This window comes from Bacillus sp. PSXD-155, assembly GCF_049310765.1.
GTDB lineage: Bacteria > Bacillota > Bacilli > Bacillales > Bacillaceae_G > Bacillus_A > Bacillus_A cereus.
Map to the genome: position 1 here is coordinate 1 of NZ_JBMOWC010000050.1, position 14491 is coordinate 14491.

The window sequence follows — 14491 nt, forward strand, 5'->3', positions numbered from 1 at the left end:
TCGATAACTTTCATTTCCGTTCAAATAACGTAGAACGATTTGTATTTTTTCATCAGCTGTAAATTTAGCCATAGAAAAACTGCACCTCCAATTGTTAGACTGTGTCTAACAATTGGGGTGCAGTTCAATGCATGGCGCTCTTTTTTATTTTTTTCTTTCACTTCTGAATAACATTTTTAACCCTGTTCATACTATTTTTGTAACTTAATGTTACAAACTATTTCTGTAAGCGCAGCGTTTCTTTTGTACAACAAGCAGTTAGTTTTATTAACTAGCTGCTTTGTTGTGCAAAAGAAAGATTTTCTTAAACTGCACATTCATTAAGAACATACATAAAATATCATGTGGTATTCTTTTTCAATATTAGTTTTGTTCATGGAGCGCCTTAAAAAGCGCTCTTTATATTACAAATAACTATTTCGTTCAAACATACACACGATTTATATAAACTAAGCATATATTTATATAGACAAGACATAGCTTTTACTATACATGCACAATTTTTGTGCATGTTTTTTATATAACAAAATAACTATTTTGTTATATTCCTTGCACTTTTAAATGAGACAAGCATATGTTGTAGTATAGTGTTTCATCACTTATATACACTTCCTTTTTTCAAGAGTACATATTCGATATGTACTCTTTTTGCATCACTATAAAATAACGCTTTTGTTTAGTTCTGATTTTTATAGTTAGATTAGATAAATTTGTTTCTTATTATCTCAAAATACAATCACACCCAATTCATATCATGCATCTACTGGATATAATCTGAGATTCTAAGAAAGGATGATATACATATGTCTAGAAAAGACAAATTTAACCGGTCACGTATGTCTAGGAAAGACAGATTCAATTCATCTAAAATAAAATCTGAAATTTCAATTTCTCCCGACCTAGTCGGGCCTACTTTCCCACCAATCCCATCATTTACTCTGCCTACTGGCATTACCGGACCTACTGGCAGCACTGGGCCTACTGGGAACACCGGGCCTACCGGCGATACCGGGCCTACTGGCGACACTGGGCCTACTGGGAACACCGGGCCTACCGGCGATACCGGGCCTACTGGCGACACTGGGCCTACCGGCGATACCGGGCCTACTGGCGACACTGGGCCTACTGGGAACACCGGGCCTACTGGCGACACTGGGCCTACTGGGAACACCGGGCCTACTGGCGACACTGGGCCTACTGGCGACACTGGGCCTACTGGGAACACCGGGCCTACTGGCGACACTGGGCCTACTGGGAACACTGGGCCTACTGGCGACACTGGGCCTACTGGGAACACCGGGCCTACTGGCGACACTGGGCCTACTGGGAACACCGGGCCTACTGGCGACACTGGGCCTACTGGGAACACTGGGCCTACCGGACCCACATTTAACATTAATTTTCGTGCAGAAAAAAATGTTGCACAGTCTTTTACTTCTCCTGCAGATATTCAAGTATCGTATGGTAGTATAATATTTAATAATGGTGGAGGGTATTCTCCAGTAACGAATACATTTACAGCCCCTATAAATGGTATCTATTTATTCAGTGCCAGTATAGGATTTAATCCAACTTTAGGTACGACTTCTACTCTAAGAATAACTATAAGAAAAAATTTAGTATCAGTTGCTAGCCAAACAGGAACAATTACTACTGGTGGTACACCTCAACTTGAAATTACAACTATTATTGATTTATTAGCTGGCCAAACAATAGATATACAATTTTCTGCAGCAGAAAACGGAACTTTAACTGTAGGCAGTAGTAATTTTTTTAGTGGCGCATTATTACCATAATGAAAATCTTAAAATATATTACAATTACATTTGGATGGATAACATTATCATCAATCTTGCATACAGTATTCTTTAATTCATTCCCATTAGATTCATACAGTTAACCTTTGTTAAATTTTCTTTTTCTGTACTATTTATATACAACGTTCATATACGTACACAGACTTTAGTAATCCACATTATAGGTCTTGGCTTAAGAGCACCCCAATCTCTAATGGTGCTCTATTTAATTCAAATAACTATTTTTTTATGTTTCCTAACTTACAGTAATGTCCTAAAAAAAACATTCATATATATTTATCAGATGCACTTTGAAATCCCAGAGTATCAAATATTTTTAAGAATTGACTGACCACCAATATTCGACTTCTCTTTAAAAACTTATTAAAAATAACTTAGATACAAAAAAGCTACGTTTTATATAGGATAAAAAATTATCTTACGTAAAGGAGCTTGATTATTTGTGAATTACCAAAATGATAATAACTCTAACTTTCACAACCCTTGCACTTGTCCATCCCCCACGGCTAACAGTTTAAATGTTGTTCAAACTACCCCATCAATAGTTTTTGTAAATTTTGCGATTCCACTAGATACCGTGGTAAATTCTAATGGTACGGCAATCTCATTCACACCACCAACAACTGTTTTACTTGAAGGTGGAAGAACCTATTTGGCAATCTATGAAGTGCAAGTTATCATTCAACCAGGAGGTAATTCGGCAGGTATCACTATGTACCTTAATAATAATCCAATCATTGGCTCTGGTACTTCTCTGGGATATACTGCAGGATTCACTTCTGTATCAGCACCCGCTATTTTCACTACACCTTCAGGTATAACAAGTACTCTTACTGTTAATGTAGGACCATATTCTAATACATTAAATACATTGGGCTTAACTCTTGCTGTTGTAGCATTAACATAATAAAATGTAAAACTCTCTAAAATGATTTTATTTATCCCTTAACTGTCTATTGGGCTAGCCTCTAAGAACTCCACATAACTACATATAAAAAAAGAACATTATCTGGTTCCATAGTACTAGGTGACTCGGCTAGCACAATTGCTGAGTCACCTATTTATCTATAATAAAATAAAGCTCTTTTTTAATTTATTACGTGTTCTTTTTGATACAGAATTCTAATACAATTAATTTTCATATTATAATTACCTACATCCCGTATTTTTAATAGATACAACAAATCTCATACATATAGGAGGACCTTAATGATCCTAACTCAAGAAAAGAACATAAAATTAATTATGTATTTTCTTACCTTATTATCTTTTTTTATTCTTATTTTCTTTAGCATCACAATTTTTTATATACCGTTGATTTTTTATTTTATATACAAATCACAAAACATTCGAAAAAATATCCTTGAGGCTGTGTTTTCCCAACTATTCATTTAAAAGAATTCAGAGTTTTACTGAATTCTTTTTTTATAGATTTTTCAAAGTCTTTTACATATTCCTCTATTCCTCCTTTTTAATGAAATTTAAATCACATACCAATTAATTTACTGACATTGAATTTTTTTGGTATTTTACGGTAATATTCACCTATAAAATCATTACCCTTATACAAAGAGCTATGAGTCTTTCCACTCATGGCTCTTTTTTATTACGATTTTCACTTCACATCTACACGATTTTGACTAGCTTCTCGACTAAATCCGCCTGGGTATCTTTTTGCTAATTTAGATATATTCATTTGAGCAATATCTTCTAGGGTATACCCCATTTCGTGAGACATGATTGAAATGTAGTACAAGATGTCTCCTAACTCTAAAGCGATTTTATGCGTATTCCCTTCTTCTTCTCCTGGACAATGAGCCAGATCAAATCCATGATGAAAAATTGCTTTTTTTACAACATCAGCAATCTCGCCAGCTTCTCCCGTAAGCCCTAATGCTGCATTTAAAACATGTCCACCGAAATCATTATTTGTATTCCATGTGCATAATGCCGCTTCTTGATATTGATCTAATTCACTGATTTGATTAATATTCATTGCAGCTTTTCCTCCCTTTGATTTACTAACTAATTTAGTTGTTTCATATACACCATTTTCCATAGCTTTCATTTTGTTTTCCCCTTCCTATTTAGCAAATTCCTAATCCTATCGGACGATTTTCAATTAAATACTTATCAGCCTGATCTATTACAAGGAGCGCAACCTCAGCATGATGTCTCCTTAGTGCTTCCACCATTTCTGGTAAACTCATACCTTGATTCCACATTTCACGAAAACGAATTACATCTCTTTCATCCCAAATGAAGTTAGCTTCTTCTAAAGCAATGTATATTTTCAAACGTGATTCCTTCATCGCTTCATGACTTCTTGCTACACTCATAAGCGAACCCACTTTCTAAAATGATTATTTTATCTTTTCAGTAAACTTAGTATCTACACGATCAACTTTACCGTTTATCCAAACTGCGACTTGCTCACCGAATCCGCTGACTCTTTTTAACATTCTCCTAATCATATGAAGCTAATTCCCTTCATTTCTTAATATTTTCTTCATCACCACCGCTATTATTATCATTATGAAACTAATAGCTAATATAGGTAAATAAATTTTCGTACTGAATCCTTCAAACATAAAACCATAAACGACTTGCCCAATCGGTGCCATACATTGAGATACCGCTGTTATAATTGCCATCACTTTTCCTAGATTTTCATTTGGTGTTTTCTTTTGGACTACAGTAATCACATAGATGGATACAATTGTCATAATCATCGCAATTAGAATAGAAGAAAGTATAAAGAGGATAAATGGTGAATAGATTCCTAAATTGAGAATAAATGGTGTAACCGAGAGTGCCACTGGTATGACTAATAGAGCTATGATAAGCATCCAATAATATAATGTTTTCATCTGTAACTTATTAGCAAAGAAACCAATTGACAATGCCCCTAATATGGTTGCAAAATCAATTAATCCCATTCCAATTCCATACATCGTATCGCTACTCTGCATAATTACTCGTAACATAATAGGTCCTCCAACAACAAATAACGGTGTCAAAATTAAGTTTAGTAAAGCTGCAAGTAACATAGCCTTCAAAATAAAAGGTTGCTTTAAAACATAAAGAAAACCTTCTTTCATATCTTTTACAATTGTCAGTATGATATGGCTTTCTTGCGCTCTTTTTATAAAAGGTATTGTAATAAACATTTCTAAAATCGCAGATAAAAAGAAAGCAAGACAACTTGTTATTACGAGCATTTTCAAACCAATTATGCCATATAATATTCCTCCTAGTACAGGTGCAACTATATTAGATAATGCTTGCACACCATTTATGATACCGTTTGCTTGTTCTAACTTTTTCTCTGGAACTAATTGCGGAATACTTGCCATAACAACTGGTGAGTACATTGCACTAACGACTGCTAGTAAAAACATAATTGTTCCAATCAATAAAATAGATACCGATTCAGTTAATAACAAAAATATAAAACTTAATACAATAGCAGCGTTTATAAAATCCAAAATGACCATTACATTACGGCGGTTGAAACGATCTGCTATCGCTCCGCCAAGAGGAGCTAACAAAAACGGGATACTCGTTATGGCATATAACCCTGCAAATATATCGGCACGTCCTGTTAAAGACAGTGCAAAACGTAATAGTGTTGAACCTAAAATAGTAATAATTTGACCACTTACCATTAAGTGAAAATCTTTCAAGGAAGATTGAATACTTGCTGGCATCCTCATCACATCCTTCATTTAACCTAGACCGACTGCCGGTCTATAATACCCAAACAGAAAAAAGCTATTTCTGTTTCATTAAAACCTCTATCATATAATCAAAGGACCCTTCTTTCGCTCCAACAGATACTTCCATCATTTTAATATAAGCCTTAGCTCTTCTCATCATTTCTTCCGGTTTCCACTGGAATAAACCATCATCAAATATGACTTGTGCTGAAGAGAGTAATAATTCAATTGTTTCTTGTGGGTATGAGGTAGAAAATATGCCTTCTTCTATTCCTTGCTCTAAAACTTCCGTTAATACAGGAGATAAATGTATAATGGATTGCACTAAACTTTTCTGATGCATTTCTGCATTATTTGGTTGATGGAATTGTTCAATCATTTTTTCTTTTACATCTCCTGATTTTGGTGATTGTTCCATTAAAATTTTAAATAACTTATCTAAAACTGGAATATCGGGATTGGAGACAATCCTTTTCGCCTTAGTGACATCCTCTTTAATAATCCTCATAATGATTTCATCCATTACTTCCTCCTTCGACTTAAAATAATGATAAAACGTCCCCTTTGCTATACCAATTTCTTTTAAAATGTCATTCACGGTTGTTTTCGTATAACCTTTCGTAAGAAACAAACGCTCAGCTGTTTCTAAAATTTCCTTTCTACGCTCCTCATACTCCTTTACAATTCGCATTCAAGTTCTCCTTCCCACCAGACCGACTGTCGGTCTATTAAAATTATATGTTTAGTTTGCAAAAACTTTCCTATTATCGTACATATACAACACCATACTTTCTATTTCCTTTATAAATTTTTATTTTTTAACGTCCGCTCAATTTGTTTAAAACGTATCTCATGTTTCTTATCGTCACCTTTCATTTTAGGAAAAGAACGATGCCCTCCGCTTGATCCTATTTTTCTCGATTCTTTATCCAGACGCACAACACTTTGTAGTTTTTCAGCTCCTTCACCACAAGTCAGCGCATCTCCTTTACATCGATGACTTCAAAAAATGACAATTGATTCATACGATACGGTTCCCCTCCGTTCGATCTATGTACTTATCAATGGAGTATTTTGTTGAGTTCCAATATGTAATATTGCATATTTCGCACTTTTAATTTTCGCACATGCGATAATTTATTTATAAAAATATAAATTATTAATAAGGGTGATTTATATGAGCAAGTTCCGAAAGAAGATGATTAAATATTCGGAAACATTTTGGGGATGCTTAGCATTTGGTGTATTAATGTTTGCTATCTTCTTAATTACGGATTTAACAGATGCATCTTTAAATACATTAGGCTGGAGAGACTGGCTAGGTTCTGTAGCAGGCGCAACCATTTTATCTGTTGGGATGTTTACTTTAAATAAATTGAATTTAAAATAAATATTCGGTCAATACTGAATGTAGGCTGTATGCCAACATTCATTTAAAGTAGTCTTCTCTGTATCTCCTTGTATTGAGCAGTTAGCTTTTGCTAGCTGCTCTTTTATTTTGTTCCGGTTCTTGCCTCTTAAAGAACTCTTTATCTACTTTTCCCCAATAAGTACACATATCTATTCCCCTTTGCTACAAAATGAAATCTTTATTTTGTTTTACGCGTCGCTTCTTCAATCAGCCAAGATACAATATTAAAATCATTAGCTTCACCCTTTAAAGATGTTCCGTTCCAAAAGCATTCTTTCATCACTTCAAGTAATTTTTCAACAGCTTCAATTCATCTCATATTCATTTTCCCTTTCTCCCAAATAACTATTTTGTTTTATTAATTAACTGATTAATAAAACAAACACCTTTATTAAACATTCCATGTTTCTTCACCCCTTGAATATTTTTCAAATAAAAATACATACTATTTTCAAGCCGCCGTGTCCATGGCTAATACCTCTTTCTTTTGATGTATATTTTTTAAGAAATCGAAAATAATACCAACAAGCTGTTTGAACTAGCAGCTTCACTCTTCTCGCAATGGGGATGCAAATTATCACAATTAGCTAACTCATTGAACTCACTGGCAGACAACCAAAATCGTTGTCTGCTTTTTGTATGAGATTTTTCGTTTTACATATACTACTTTTGAACCTGCAGACCAATACGAGCCATTTTGATGCTTGGGATTTCCCTTCCGGGGATAAGTATTTTTTACTTATCCCTTTTTTGTATAGACACGTATATTTAGGGTAAAACTAATTACAAGCAGATTTTCTGTTTATGCGTAGTTCTAAACAAGATTACTTTTTCTCCTATTAAAGGACGGCAGGTACGACTGCTAGTCCTTTTTTCTTATTTCGCATATTATCACTACATTACCTTCATCGTCGTCGTAAGCAATTTCCCCATAAGGATGGCAGTGGTGCTTCTCGAGTTCCTCATCGATCAAAACTAACAAATTAGTTTTCCAGTTTCCAACGATCGTACACCAATACGAGTTTAATCCTTCATAAACTTCTCTTGTTCTATTTCGATAATTGCGGAATGTGTAATGAAAATACTCGCTCGCTTCAATACCTTTTCTTTTAACCAAAGTGTTCTGCTGAATGATAATAATACCCTGGCTCTAATGGTTTTGGACTATAAAATTTCCTTTATAAATTTCAAATGCGGTGAATGAAATTTTTGTTTTTTTCTTGCCATCATCCTTGTTGTATACAAACAAAAAAAGAGCCACAATATTTTGCGACTCTTTTACAATTATAACTATTTAACGGCCACGTCTTTGCTGACCTTGCTTTGTACTACCTTTTTTATTACTTGGCTTATTAAATGATCGGTTATTTTCATTTCTAGAACTATTTCTTGAATCACTTCTCGAGCTATTTCTCGAATCACGTCTTGATTCACTTCTTGAACCTTCGCGGCTATCTCTTTGACGATTTTGACCTGATTTCTTCGGAGCCGGCTTTGGTACCGGTTTTCCATTTTCATCTACACGTTTTATCTTCGGTTGTTCGATTATTTCTCTTTGTATTGGTGCACCAAGCGTTTTTTCAATTTCTTCTAAATGTTTTTCATCTTTCGCTGCAACGAACGTAATTGCAAGACCTGATCCACCTGCACGTCCTGTTCGGCCAATGCGGTGAATGTAACTTTCTACATCTTCAGGGATATCAAAGTTAAATACGTGCGTTACACCATCTACATCAAGTCCACGAGCTGCTACATCCGTTGCGATTAAGTACTGAATTTTAGCTTCGCGGAAACTCTTCATAACTCTTTCACGTTTCGCTTGAGGTATATCACCATGAAGTTCAGCACAATTATAACCTAATCCTTTTAAATTATCATAAAGCTTACTTGCTCTAACCTTTGTACGACAGAAAATAACAGCTAAAAATGGCTGATCACGGTCCATAACAAAACGAAGTGCATCTGGCTTTGCACGGTCTGTCGTCTCAATGACACGCTGCTCAATTGTATCAACCGTTACTTCTTCACTTTGTACTTGAATCATTTGCGGCTCATCCATATAACGTTTCGCTAATTTTTTAATATCTTTTGGCATCGTTGCTGAGAATAACATCGTTTGTTTACTACCTGGTGTCTCATCTAAAATATCTTCAATATCATATAAGAAACCAAAATAAAGCATTTGATCCGCTTCATCTAGTACAATCGTTGAAAGATTACTTAAATCAATTGTTTCACGGCGTATATGATCTAATAATCGTCCTGGTGTTGCAACAACAATATGTGTATTACCTTTTAATTTTCTCAATTGTTGTGCTACATCTTGCCCACCATAAATCGCTAGTACATTAATATCTTCTCTTTGAACAAGCATTTTTTTAATTTCAGTTGTAATTTGCAGGGCTAGTTCCCTTGTTGGTGCAACAATTAAAGCCTGAACATCACTAGACTCTGGATCGATTTTTTCTAAAATCGGTAACACGAATGCTAACGTTTTACCCGTTCCTGTTTTCGCCTGCCCAATAATATCTTTACCTGACATAATAACAGGAATTGCCTTCTCTTGAATTGGTGTTGCTTCTGTAATTCCATTTTCACGTAATGTATGATTAAAAGTTTCACTAATTCCTAATTCTAAAAAGTTTTTCAAATAGACCACTTCTTTTCCTTATTTTTCACATTAGCTTTCATTGTACCATTTGTTTCACTAAATATGAAAAATAAAAAAATTCTTATCTTCTTTTTTTATATTCATCGTGTACTAGATGGACAAATTCTTTTTGCTTTTTCTCGGATTTTATTAATGCTTCCATGTTAGTAGAAGACAAAATGAACTTCTTAATTTTTCTATTATAGCAAATAACGAACCCATCTTCTCCCCCCTATAATCTTGCTCAAATTATATATATTCTTCTTTACATATATATTTCAATTTTACCGAAATATAATGTTACTGATTTGGTTGAAATCGCAAAATATATGAACTAAAAAACCGATCTTTTCGATTTAGGAAAGACCGGTTTTCATTAGTTTATACAGTAAGCTTTCCTCCATGATAGCAATAATACTCTGCTGCTTTAAAACTTTTAATCCTATTTAAAGACTGTTTCGCTTTTTCTATATCTAAACAAAAATTCGGATTAGCTATTACTAACTCACTATTCTCTTGAACAGCCGCATCTCCCGTAATTACACAATCTAAATTCGGAAAATATAATGAAATATGCCCCGAAGTATGTCCTGGCGTCGCTACTATTTGACATTCATTATTCAAAATCATTTGACCATCATGCACTTTTTCATCGACGGAAATATGTTTTATATTTTTTAACTGTTGTATAAACCATTTACCAAATTCTTTTTCTTCATTTGGCATACGTTCTAACATTTCTTCAGCTTGAACTAACCTCTCTGATTTTATATCACCACTAATGTAGTTAGATTCAATTTCACTAGCAATAATATTAATGTGAGGATATTTCACTTTGAAATCATATAAAGCCCCTAGATGATCATCATCATAATGAGTAATAATTATATTTTTTAAGTTTTTCATCTCATATCCATGTTTTAATATTGCATTTTCAATTAAAGGTAAAAAACTTGTATATCCTGTATCGACTAATGTTAATTCATTATGTACTATAATTAAACTTGGATAAACACATTGTTTTCGCCCGTTAAATTCGAATTCAATTGGTAGTTCTATTATTTTCATTTTTCTTCCCCCATACCGCTTATAAAATGCATAATAATAACTAAATCATCCACATACATCTTACAATATATATACTATGTAACGGAACAATGTGAATCATTGTATAATCCACATTATATTATTTTAAACAGGTAATCCCCTATTTTTATGGAAATATATAATTAAGAAAAACAATAAAATTGATTAATCTCTCACTTCTTTGTCCATCCTTTTAAAAAATCTATATTTTGTAAAAGGAGTGTTTATATGGAGAAACAGACACTTTGGAAAAAGTTCAAAAAAAGCTCTGTAAACCTCGGTAAATCCAGCGTATATGAAAGTATTATTTTATTCTACACAATGAAAAAGAAAGAATTACCTACTAAAGCGAAATTCATAATATTAGCCGCTTTATCTTATTACGTATTAACAATCGATTTCATTCCAGATATAGCTGCTATTATTGGGATTGGCTTATTAGATGATGTTTTAGCAATCGCTGTAGCGCATAAATACGTTATGAGACACGCAGATGCTGAAATTCGAGAGAAGAGCAAAGTAAAGATGGAGTCATTATTTACTTCAGCACAAGCATAATGAAACTATCTAGTCATTTACCATGAGAGCATTGCAGAATAAATTCCTAAACAGTAAAAGAATTTCTCTTAGTCCTCAAACTGTAAACAAATAGGGTGTCAGCACTTATTCCTAAGTTCTGTCACCCTATTATTTGTTCTTATATCTATCTGTTATACAGTTGCATGTGTCCCCTTATACAAAACTGCTATTGCCGCGAATATAAGGATCATACCCATAAAAGCAGGTGCAGCATGACCAAGCGATACATAGATTTGCCCTCCAATAAGAGGACCAATCATTCTTGCTAAAGCTTGAATAGATTGGCTTCCACCTTGAATCCTTCCTTGTTCACTAGAACTAACAGACTTTGAAAGCATCCCGTTGAATGAAGGCCCGAAAATTGAATCACCAAAACCAAACAGTAACATCCCAACGATTAGAAGAGGATATAGGGAAAACAAAGCAGATGCTGCAATAAAACTGTAACCAATAATCTCCGAAACCATCCCAAGTATCGCTATTTGTTTATCACTAAGCTTGATCAAAAGCTTTGGCATTATAAAAGCTTGTGAAAAGATGTCTTGAAAGCCCAAAATTGAAAACATAATTCCGATTAATGCAGGTTTCCAACTGAAAGTATCCATTGTAAATTGCGTGAAAATTGCTTGTAAAGATCCGTTAGGTATCCAAAGTAAAAACGCTGAGACAAGTAACCATTTTAAATTTTTCATGGAAAGTATGTTTGCTAGCTGCGCAAAAGGATTTAACCTTACAAAAGTAATCTCTTTCAACCTATTATTTTTTTCAAGGCTCTCAGGCATATATTTGATCCCATATACAACATTTATTAACGTTATGATTGCACCAAAATACATAGGTACAGTATCACCAAACTTGGCAAGTATCCCCCCAATGGTTGGGCCAATGATAGTTCCCGCACCTACAACTGCACTCACCCATCCAAAATATTTCGTTCTCTGCTCTTTTGGAATAATGTCTGCAAAATATGCGAAGATAGTACTTATGCTCCCGCCTGTTATTCCTTCTATTATGCGTCCAGCAAATAGTACCCATAATGCTCCTCCTATTCCAAAAACTAAGTACCCAATTGCAGAACCAAATAAGCATATTAAAAGTAATGGCCGACGGCCATACTTATCGCTTAAAGCCCCGAGTACTGGGGCAGCTAAAAACACGCAAGCCGCATATACGGAAGTTAGTAGTGTAACAACTAATGCTTGTTCTTCCGGATTACTTGTATATGGCTGTACTAAGAATGGGACTACAGGCATGATGATACTGAAACCTATACCACAAAGAAATACAGAAATAAGTCCGAATAGTAACGCATGTTTATCTATGCTTTTTTCAGTTTTCCTTTCATTTTGTGATCTAAATATAGACATTTAACTTCTCTCCTTAAAAAACTTTGTTGCTGTGTCAACAAAATGATAACTCCGTTTTGTTGATTAGTCAACAAAAACATGATAAAAAAGCAGCCTATTCTCATTAGAGTAAGGCTGCCATTTCATTATTAAAATATATTACGATTTAATATGTATACCTTGTTTTTTTATTTCTGCATCCAAATGTCTACTATACTTTTCCACAAAGCTAATTATACTGTTGAATTCTTCTTCAGTTACTTGCTCAAATACAGCTTTATCCCGCTCTTGAAACTCTTTGTGCAGATTTTCATGGATTTTATAAATTTCTTTCCCTTGTTCGGTAAGCCTAAAATAAATTTCTTTCTTGTTTTCTGACTTTTGGTAGCTTTCAACAAGGCCTTTTTGTATGAGCTTCTTAGTCATTCTACTTATAGCACCGCGAGTCACATAAAAAGCCTCTGCGAGTTGTGTCACGTTAGAATCTGCATTGTTTTCAATATATTCAATGCAGTGGACTTCAGAAGACTTAAAACCTTTAAGACCTTCTTCCATCTTATCTTTATTAAGCCAAACCAGCTTATTATATAATTCCCTGAAACCGTTCATGACCTGTTCTTCTTTATTCATGACCTGCCCTCCTCACCGCTCATTAGCACATTAAAACTATTATATTAAATTTCTGCTTATGTTTCGACAATATTGAAATAATTATTGTAACATTAAAGATATGTGTAAAAATTGGTGCTTAAATAAAACAATTCATTAAACAGCAAATTTATTGCTACTTACAGTAAACAGTAGACAAAAAGTAAGAGCTAAGATCATTTCTCTTAGCTCTTCTTTCATAAAACTATTTCACTTCATTAGCGACAAAAAAGTGCTCACATACACTTGATATGCGCTGTAAGTCTACGTTCCCACCAGATATAACAGCTACTACTTTTTTTCCTTTTATATAACTATCAACTTTTCTTGCAAGAAGTGCAGCAGTTGCTAATGCACCTGCACCTTCTACAACAGCTTTCCCACGTTGTAATAAATCTTTCATCGCTACTTCCAGTTCTTTTTCTGATACAGTTACAATATCATCTACTAATTCTTTTACAATCTCAAATGTTAATTCCCCTGGTATTTTAACTGCGCAACCATCTGCAATAGTAGGCGCCTCATAATGTTCTACGATTGCGCCTTTATCGTAAGATGCCTTCATTCCATGAACATTATCTGCTTGGACACCAATTATATTAATCGATGGATTAAAAGATTTTAATGCTACAGAAATACCAGAAATAATTCCGCCTCCACCTATTGGTACAATAACAGTATCTACATCCCACATATCATCAAGAATATCTAATCCAATTGTACCTTGACCAGCCATTACCTCTACATCATCATATGGATGTAAGTATGTCTCACCTGTTTCCCTTATAATTTCTTCACATTTTGCCTTTGCATCATCAAAGGTTTCACCATGTAAAATCACTTCAGATCCATATCCTCTAGTTGCTTCAACTTTCGCCTGCGGTGCAGAAATTGGCATAACAATTTTACTCTTAATACCGAGTAAATGAGCAGATAATGCAACTCCTTGTGCATGATTACCTGCTGAACATGCAATCACACCTCTTTCTTTTTCTTGATCCGTGAGCCGCGACATTTTATTAAATGCGCCACGGAATTTAAAAGAACCCGTTAATTGCATATTTTCTAATTTCAAATGAATTTCTCCGCCCGTTTTACTAGTCAAGTAAAAAGATTTTACTAATGGCGTTTTACGAGCATTTCTATCTAGAATCTTGTGAGCTTTTTTAATATCGTCTATATGTAATGGGAGTTTTCTAGTTATCATACTTACACCTCTTCCAATGTTCTATTCC

General features: G+C 34.2%; 13 protein-coding genes and 2 pseudogenes. 5 read left to right on the top strand and 10 right to left on the bottom strand.

What is annotated here, in order from left to right; all coding sequences use genetic code 11:
- The first annotated feature begins 836 nt into the window (after window positions 1-836).
- From ACO6VI_RS27525 to ACO6VI_RS27535, 3 genes and pseudogenes are all read left to right on the top strand, one after another.
- Window positions 837-1796, top strand: coding sequence for an exosporium leader peptide-containing protein (locus ACO6VI_RS27525; protein WP_422424651.1), 960 nt, complete (start codon window positions 837-839; stop codon window positions 1794-1796).
- A gap of 463 nt (window positions 1797-2259) precedes the next feature.
- Window positions 2260-2724 carry a hypothetical protein gene (locus ACO6VI_RS27530; RefSeq protein WP_422424639.1) on the top strand — a complete coding sequence of 155 codons (465 nt, stop codon included), beginning with the start codon at window positions 2260-2262 and terminating at the stop codon, window positions 2722-2724.
- A gap of 302 nt (window positions 2725-3026) precedes the next feature.
- Window positions 3027-3209, top strand: a pseudogene (locus tag ACO6VI_RS27535) (hypothetical protein); the annotation flags it as partial.
- A 223-nt stretch (window positions 3210-3432) separates the two neighbouring features.
- Here the strand turns inward: ACO6VI_RS27535 and ACO6VI_RS27540 are convergent.
- From ACO6VI_RS27540 to ACO6VI_RS27560, 5 genes and pseudogenes are all read right to left on the bottom strand, one after another.
- Window positions 3433-3885, bottom strand: a complete 453-nt coding sequence (locus ACO6VI_RS27540) for a nucleoside triphosphate pyrophosphohydrolase family protein (RefSeq protein ID WP_063547273.1) — start codon at window positions 3883-3885, stop codon at window positions 3433-3435.
- Window positions 3886-3904: 19 nt separating this feature from the next.
- The gene (locus ACO6VI_RS27545; protein WP_088020974.1) at window positions 3905-4156 is read right to left on the bottom strand and encodes a helix-turn-helix domain containing protein; all 252 of its coding nucleotides are present in this window, start codon (window positions 4154-4156) and stop codon (window positions 3905-3907) included.
- 24 nt (window positions 4157-4180) lie between these two features.
- Window positions 4181-4267, bottom strand: a pseudogene (locus tag ACO6VI_RS27550) (DUF3954 domain-containing protein); the annotation flags it as partial.
- A gap of 30 nt (window positions 4268-4297) precedes the next feature.
- A complete protein-coding gene (locus ACO6VI_RS27555; RefSeq protein WP_422424641.1) occupies window positions 4298-5527 on the bottom strand; it encodes an MFS transporter in 1230 nt (409 codons plus the stop codon).
- 64 nt (window positions 5528-5591) lie between these two features.
- Window positions 5592-6227: a TetR/AcrR family transcriptional regulator gene (locus ACO6VI_RS27560; RefSeq protein WP_161520165.1), complete on the bottom strand. Its 636-nt coding sequence runs from the start codon at window positions 6225-6227 to the stop codon at window positions 5592-5594.
- Between the two features lie 486 nt (window positions 6228-6713).
- On the opposite strand from ACO6VI_RS27560, the gene ACO6VI_RS27565 reads away from it, so the two are divergent.
- Window positions 6714-6926: a hypothetical protein gene (locus ACO6VI_RS27565; protein WP_063547269.1), complete on the top strand. Its 213-nt coding sequence runs from the start codon at window positions 6714-6716 to the stop codon at window positions 6924-6926.
- A 1315-nt stretch (window positions 6927-8241) separates the two neighbouring features.
- Here the strand turns inward: ACO6VI_RS27565 and ACO6VI_RS27570 are convergent.
- The gene (locus tag ACO6VI_RS27570) at window positions 8242-9606 is read right to left on the bottom strand and encodes a DEAD/DEAH box helicase (RefSeq protein WP_002196494.1); all 1365 of its coding nucleotides are present in this window, start codon (window positions 9604-9606) and stop codon (window positions 8242-8244) included.
- 372 nt (window positions 9607-9978) lie between these two features.
- The gene (locus tag ACO6VI_RS27575; protein WP_098840538.1) at window positions 9979-10665 is read right to left on the bottom strand and encodes an MBL fold metallo-hydrolase; all 687 of its coding nucleotides are present in this window, start codon (window positions 10663-10665) and stop codon (window positions 9979-9981) included.
- A 246-nt stretch (window positions 10666-10911) separates the two neighbouring features.
- Here ACO6VI_RS27575 and ACO6VI_RS27580 point away from each other — a divergent pair, with 246 nt between their 5' ends.
- The gene (locus ACO6VI_RS27580; protein WP_000415089.1) at window positions 10912-11241 is read left to right on the top strand and encodes a YkvA family protein; all 330 of its coding nucleotides are present in this window, start codon (window positions 10912-10914) and stop codon (window positions 11239-11241) included.
- A 152-nt stretch (window positions 11242-11393) separates the two neighbouring features.
- On the opposite strand, the gene ACO6VI_RS27585 is transcribed toward ACO6VI_RS27580, so the two are convergent.
- The 3 genes from ACO6VI_RS27585 to tdcB form a co-directional block, all read right to left on the bottom strand.
- Window positions 11394-12629: an MFS transporter gene (locus ACO6VI_RS27585; RefSeq protein ID WP_088020972.1), complete on the bottom strand. Its 1236-nt coding sequence runs from the start codon at window positions 12627-12629 to the stop codon at window positions 11394-11396.
- Window positions 12630-12767: 138 nt separating this feature from the next.
- A complete protein-coding gene (locus ACO6VI_RS27590; RefSeq protein ID WP_001030904.1) occupies window positions 12768-13238 on the bottom strand; it encodes a MarR family transcriptional regulator in 471 nt (156 codons plus the stop codon).
- Window positions 13239-13461: 223 nt separating this feature from the next.
- On the bottom strand, window positions 13462-14463 hold the full coding sequence (gene tdcB, locus ACO6VI_RS27595) for a bifunctional threonine ammonia-lyase/L-serine ammonia-lyase TdcB (RefSeq protein ID WP_063547265.1): 1002 nt from the start codon (window positions 14461-14463) through the stop codon (window positions 13462-13464).
- Window positions 14464-14491 lie beyond the last annotated feature (28 nt).

Bases quoted from the DNA above. Each gene is read 5' to 3' on its own strand.
- ACO6VI_RS27525 (WP_422424651.1), top strand. From the start codon at position 837: ATGTCTAGGAAAGACAGATTCAATTCATCTAAAATAAAATCTGAAATT.
- ACO6VI_RS27540 (WP_063547273.1), bottom strand. From the start codon at position 3,885: ATGAAAGCTATGGAAAATGGTGTATATGAAACAACTAAATTAGTTAGT.
- ACO6VI_RS27545 (WP_088020974.1), bottom strand. From the start codon at position 4,156: ATGAGTGTAGCAAGAAGTCATGAAGCGATGAAGGAATCACGTTTGAAA.
- ACO6VI_RS27555 (WP_422424641.1), bottom strand. From the start codon at position 5,527: ATGCCAGCAAGTATTCAATCTTCCTTGAAAGATTTTCACTTAATGGTA.
- ACO6VI_RS27560 (WP_161520165.1), bottom strand. From the start codon at position 6,227: ATGCGAATTGTAAAGGAGTATGAGGAGCGTAGAAAGGAAATTTTAGAA.
- ACO6VI_RS27565 (WP_063547269.1), top strand. From the start codon at position 6,714: ATGAGCAAGTTCCGAAAGAAGATGATTAAATATTCGGAAACATTTTGG.
- ACO6VI_RS27575 (WP_098840538.1), bottom strand. From the start codon at position 10,665: ATGAAAATAATAGAACTACCAATTGAATTCGAATTTAACGGGCGAAAA.
- ACO6VI_RS27580 (WP_000415089.1), top strand. From the start codon at position 10,912: ATGGAGAAACAGACACTTTGGAAAAAGTTCAAAAAAAGCTCTGTAAAC.
- ACO6VI_RS27585 (WP_088020972.1), bottom strand. From the start codon at position 12,629: ATGTCTATATTTAGATCACAAAATGAAAGGAAAACTGAAAAAAGCATA.
- ACO6VI_RS27590 (WP_001030904.1), bottom strand. From the start codon at position 13,238: ATGAATAAAGAAGAACAGGTCATGAACGGTTTCAGGGAATTATATAAT.
- tdcB (WP_063547265.1), bottom strand. From the start codon at position 14,463: ATGATAACTAGAAAACTCCCATTACATATAGACGATATTAAAAAAGCT.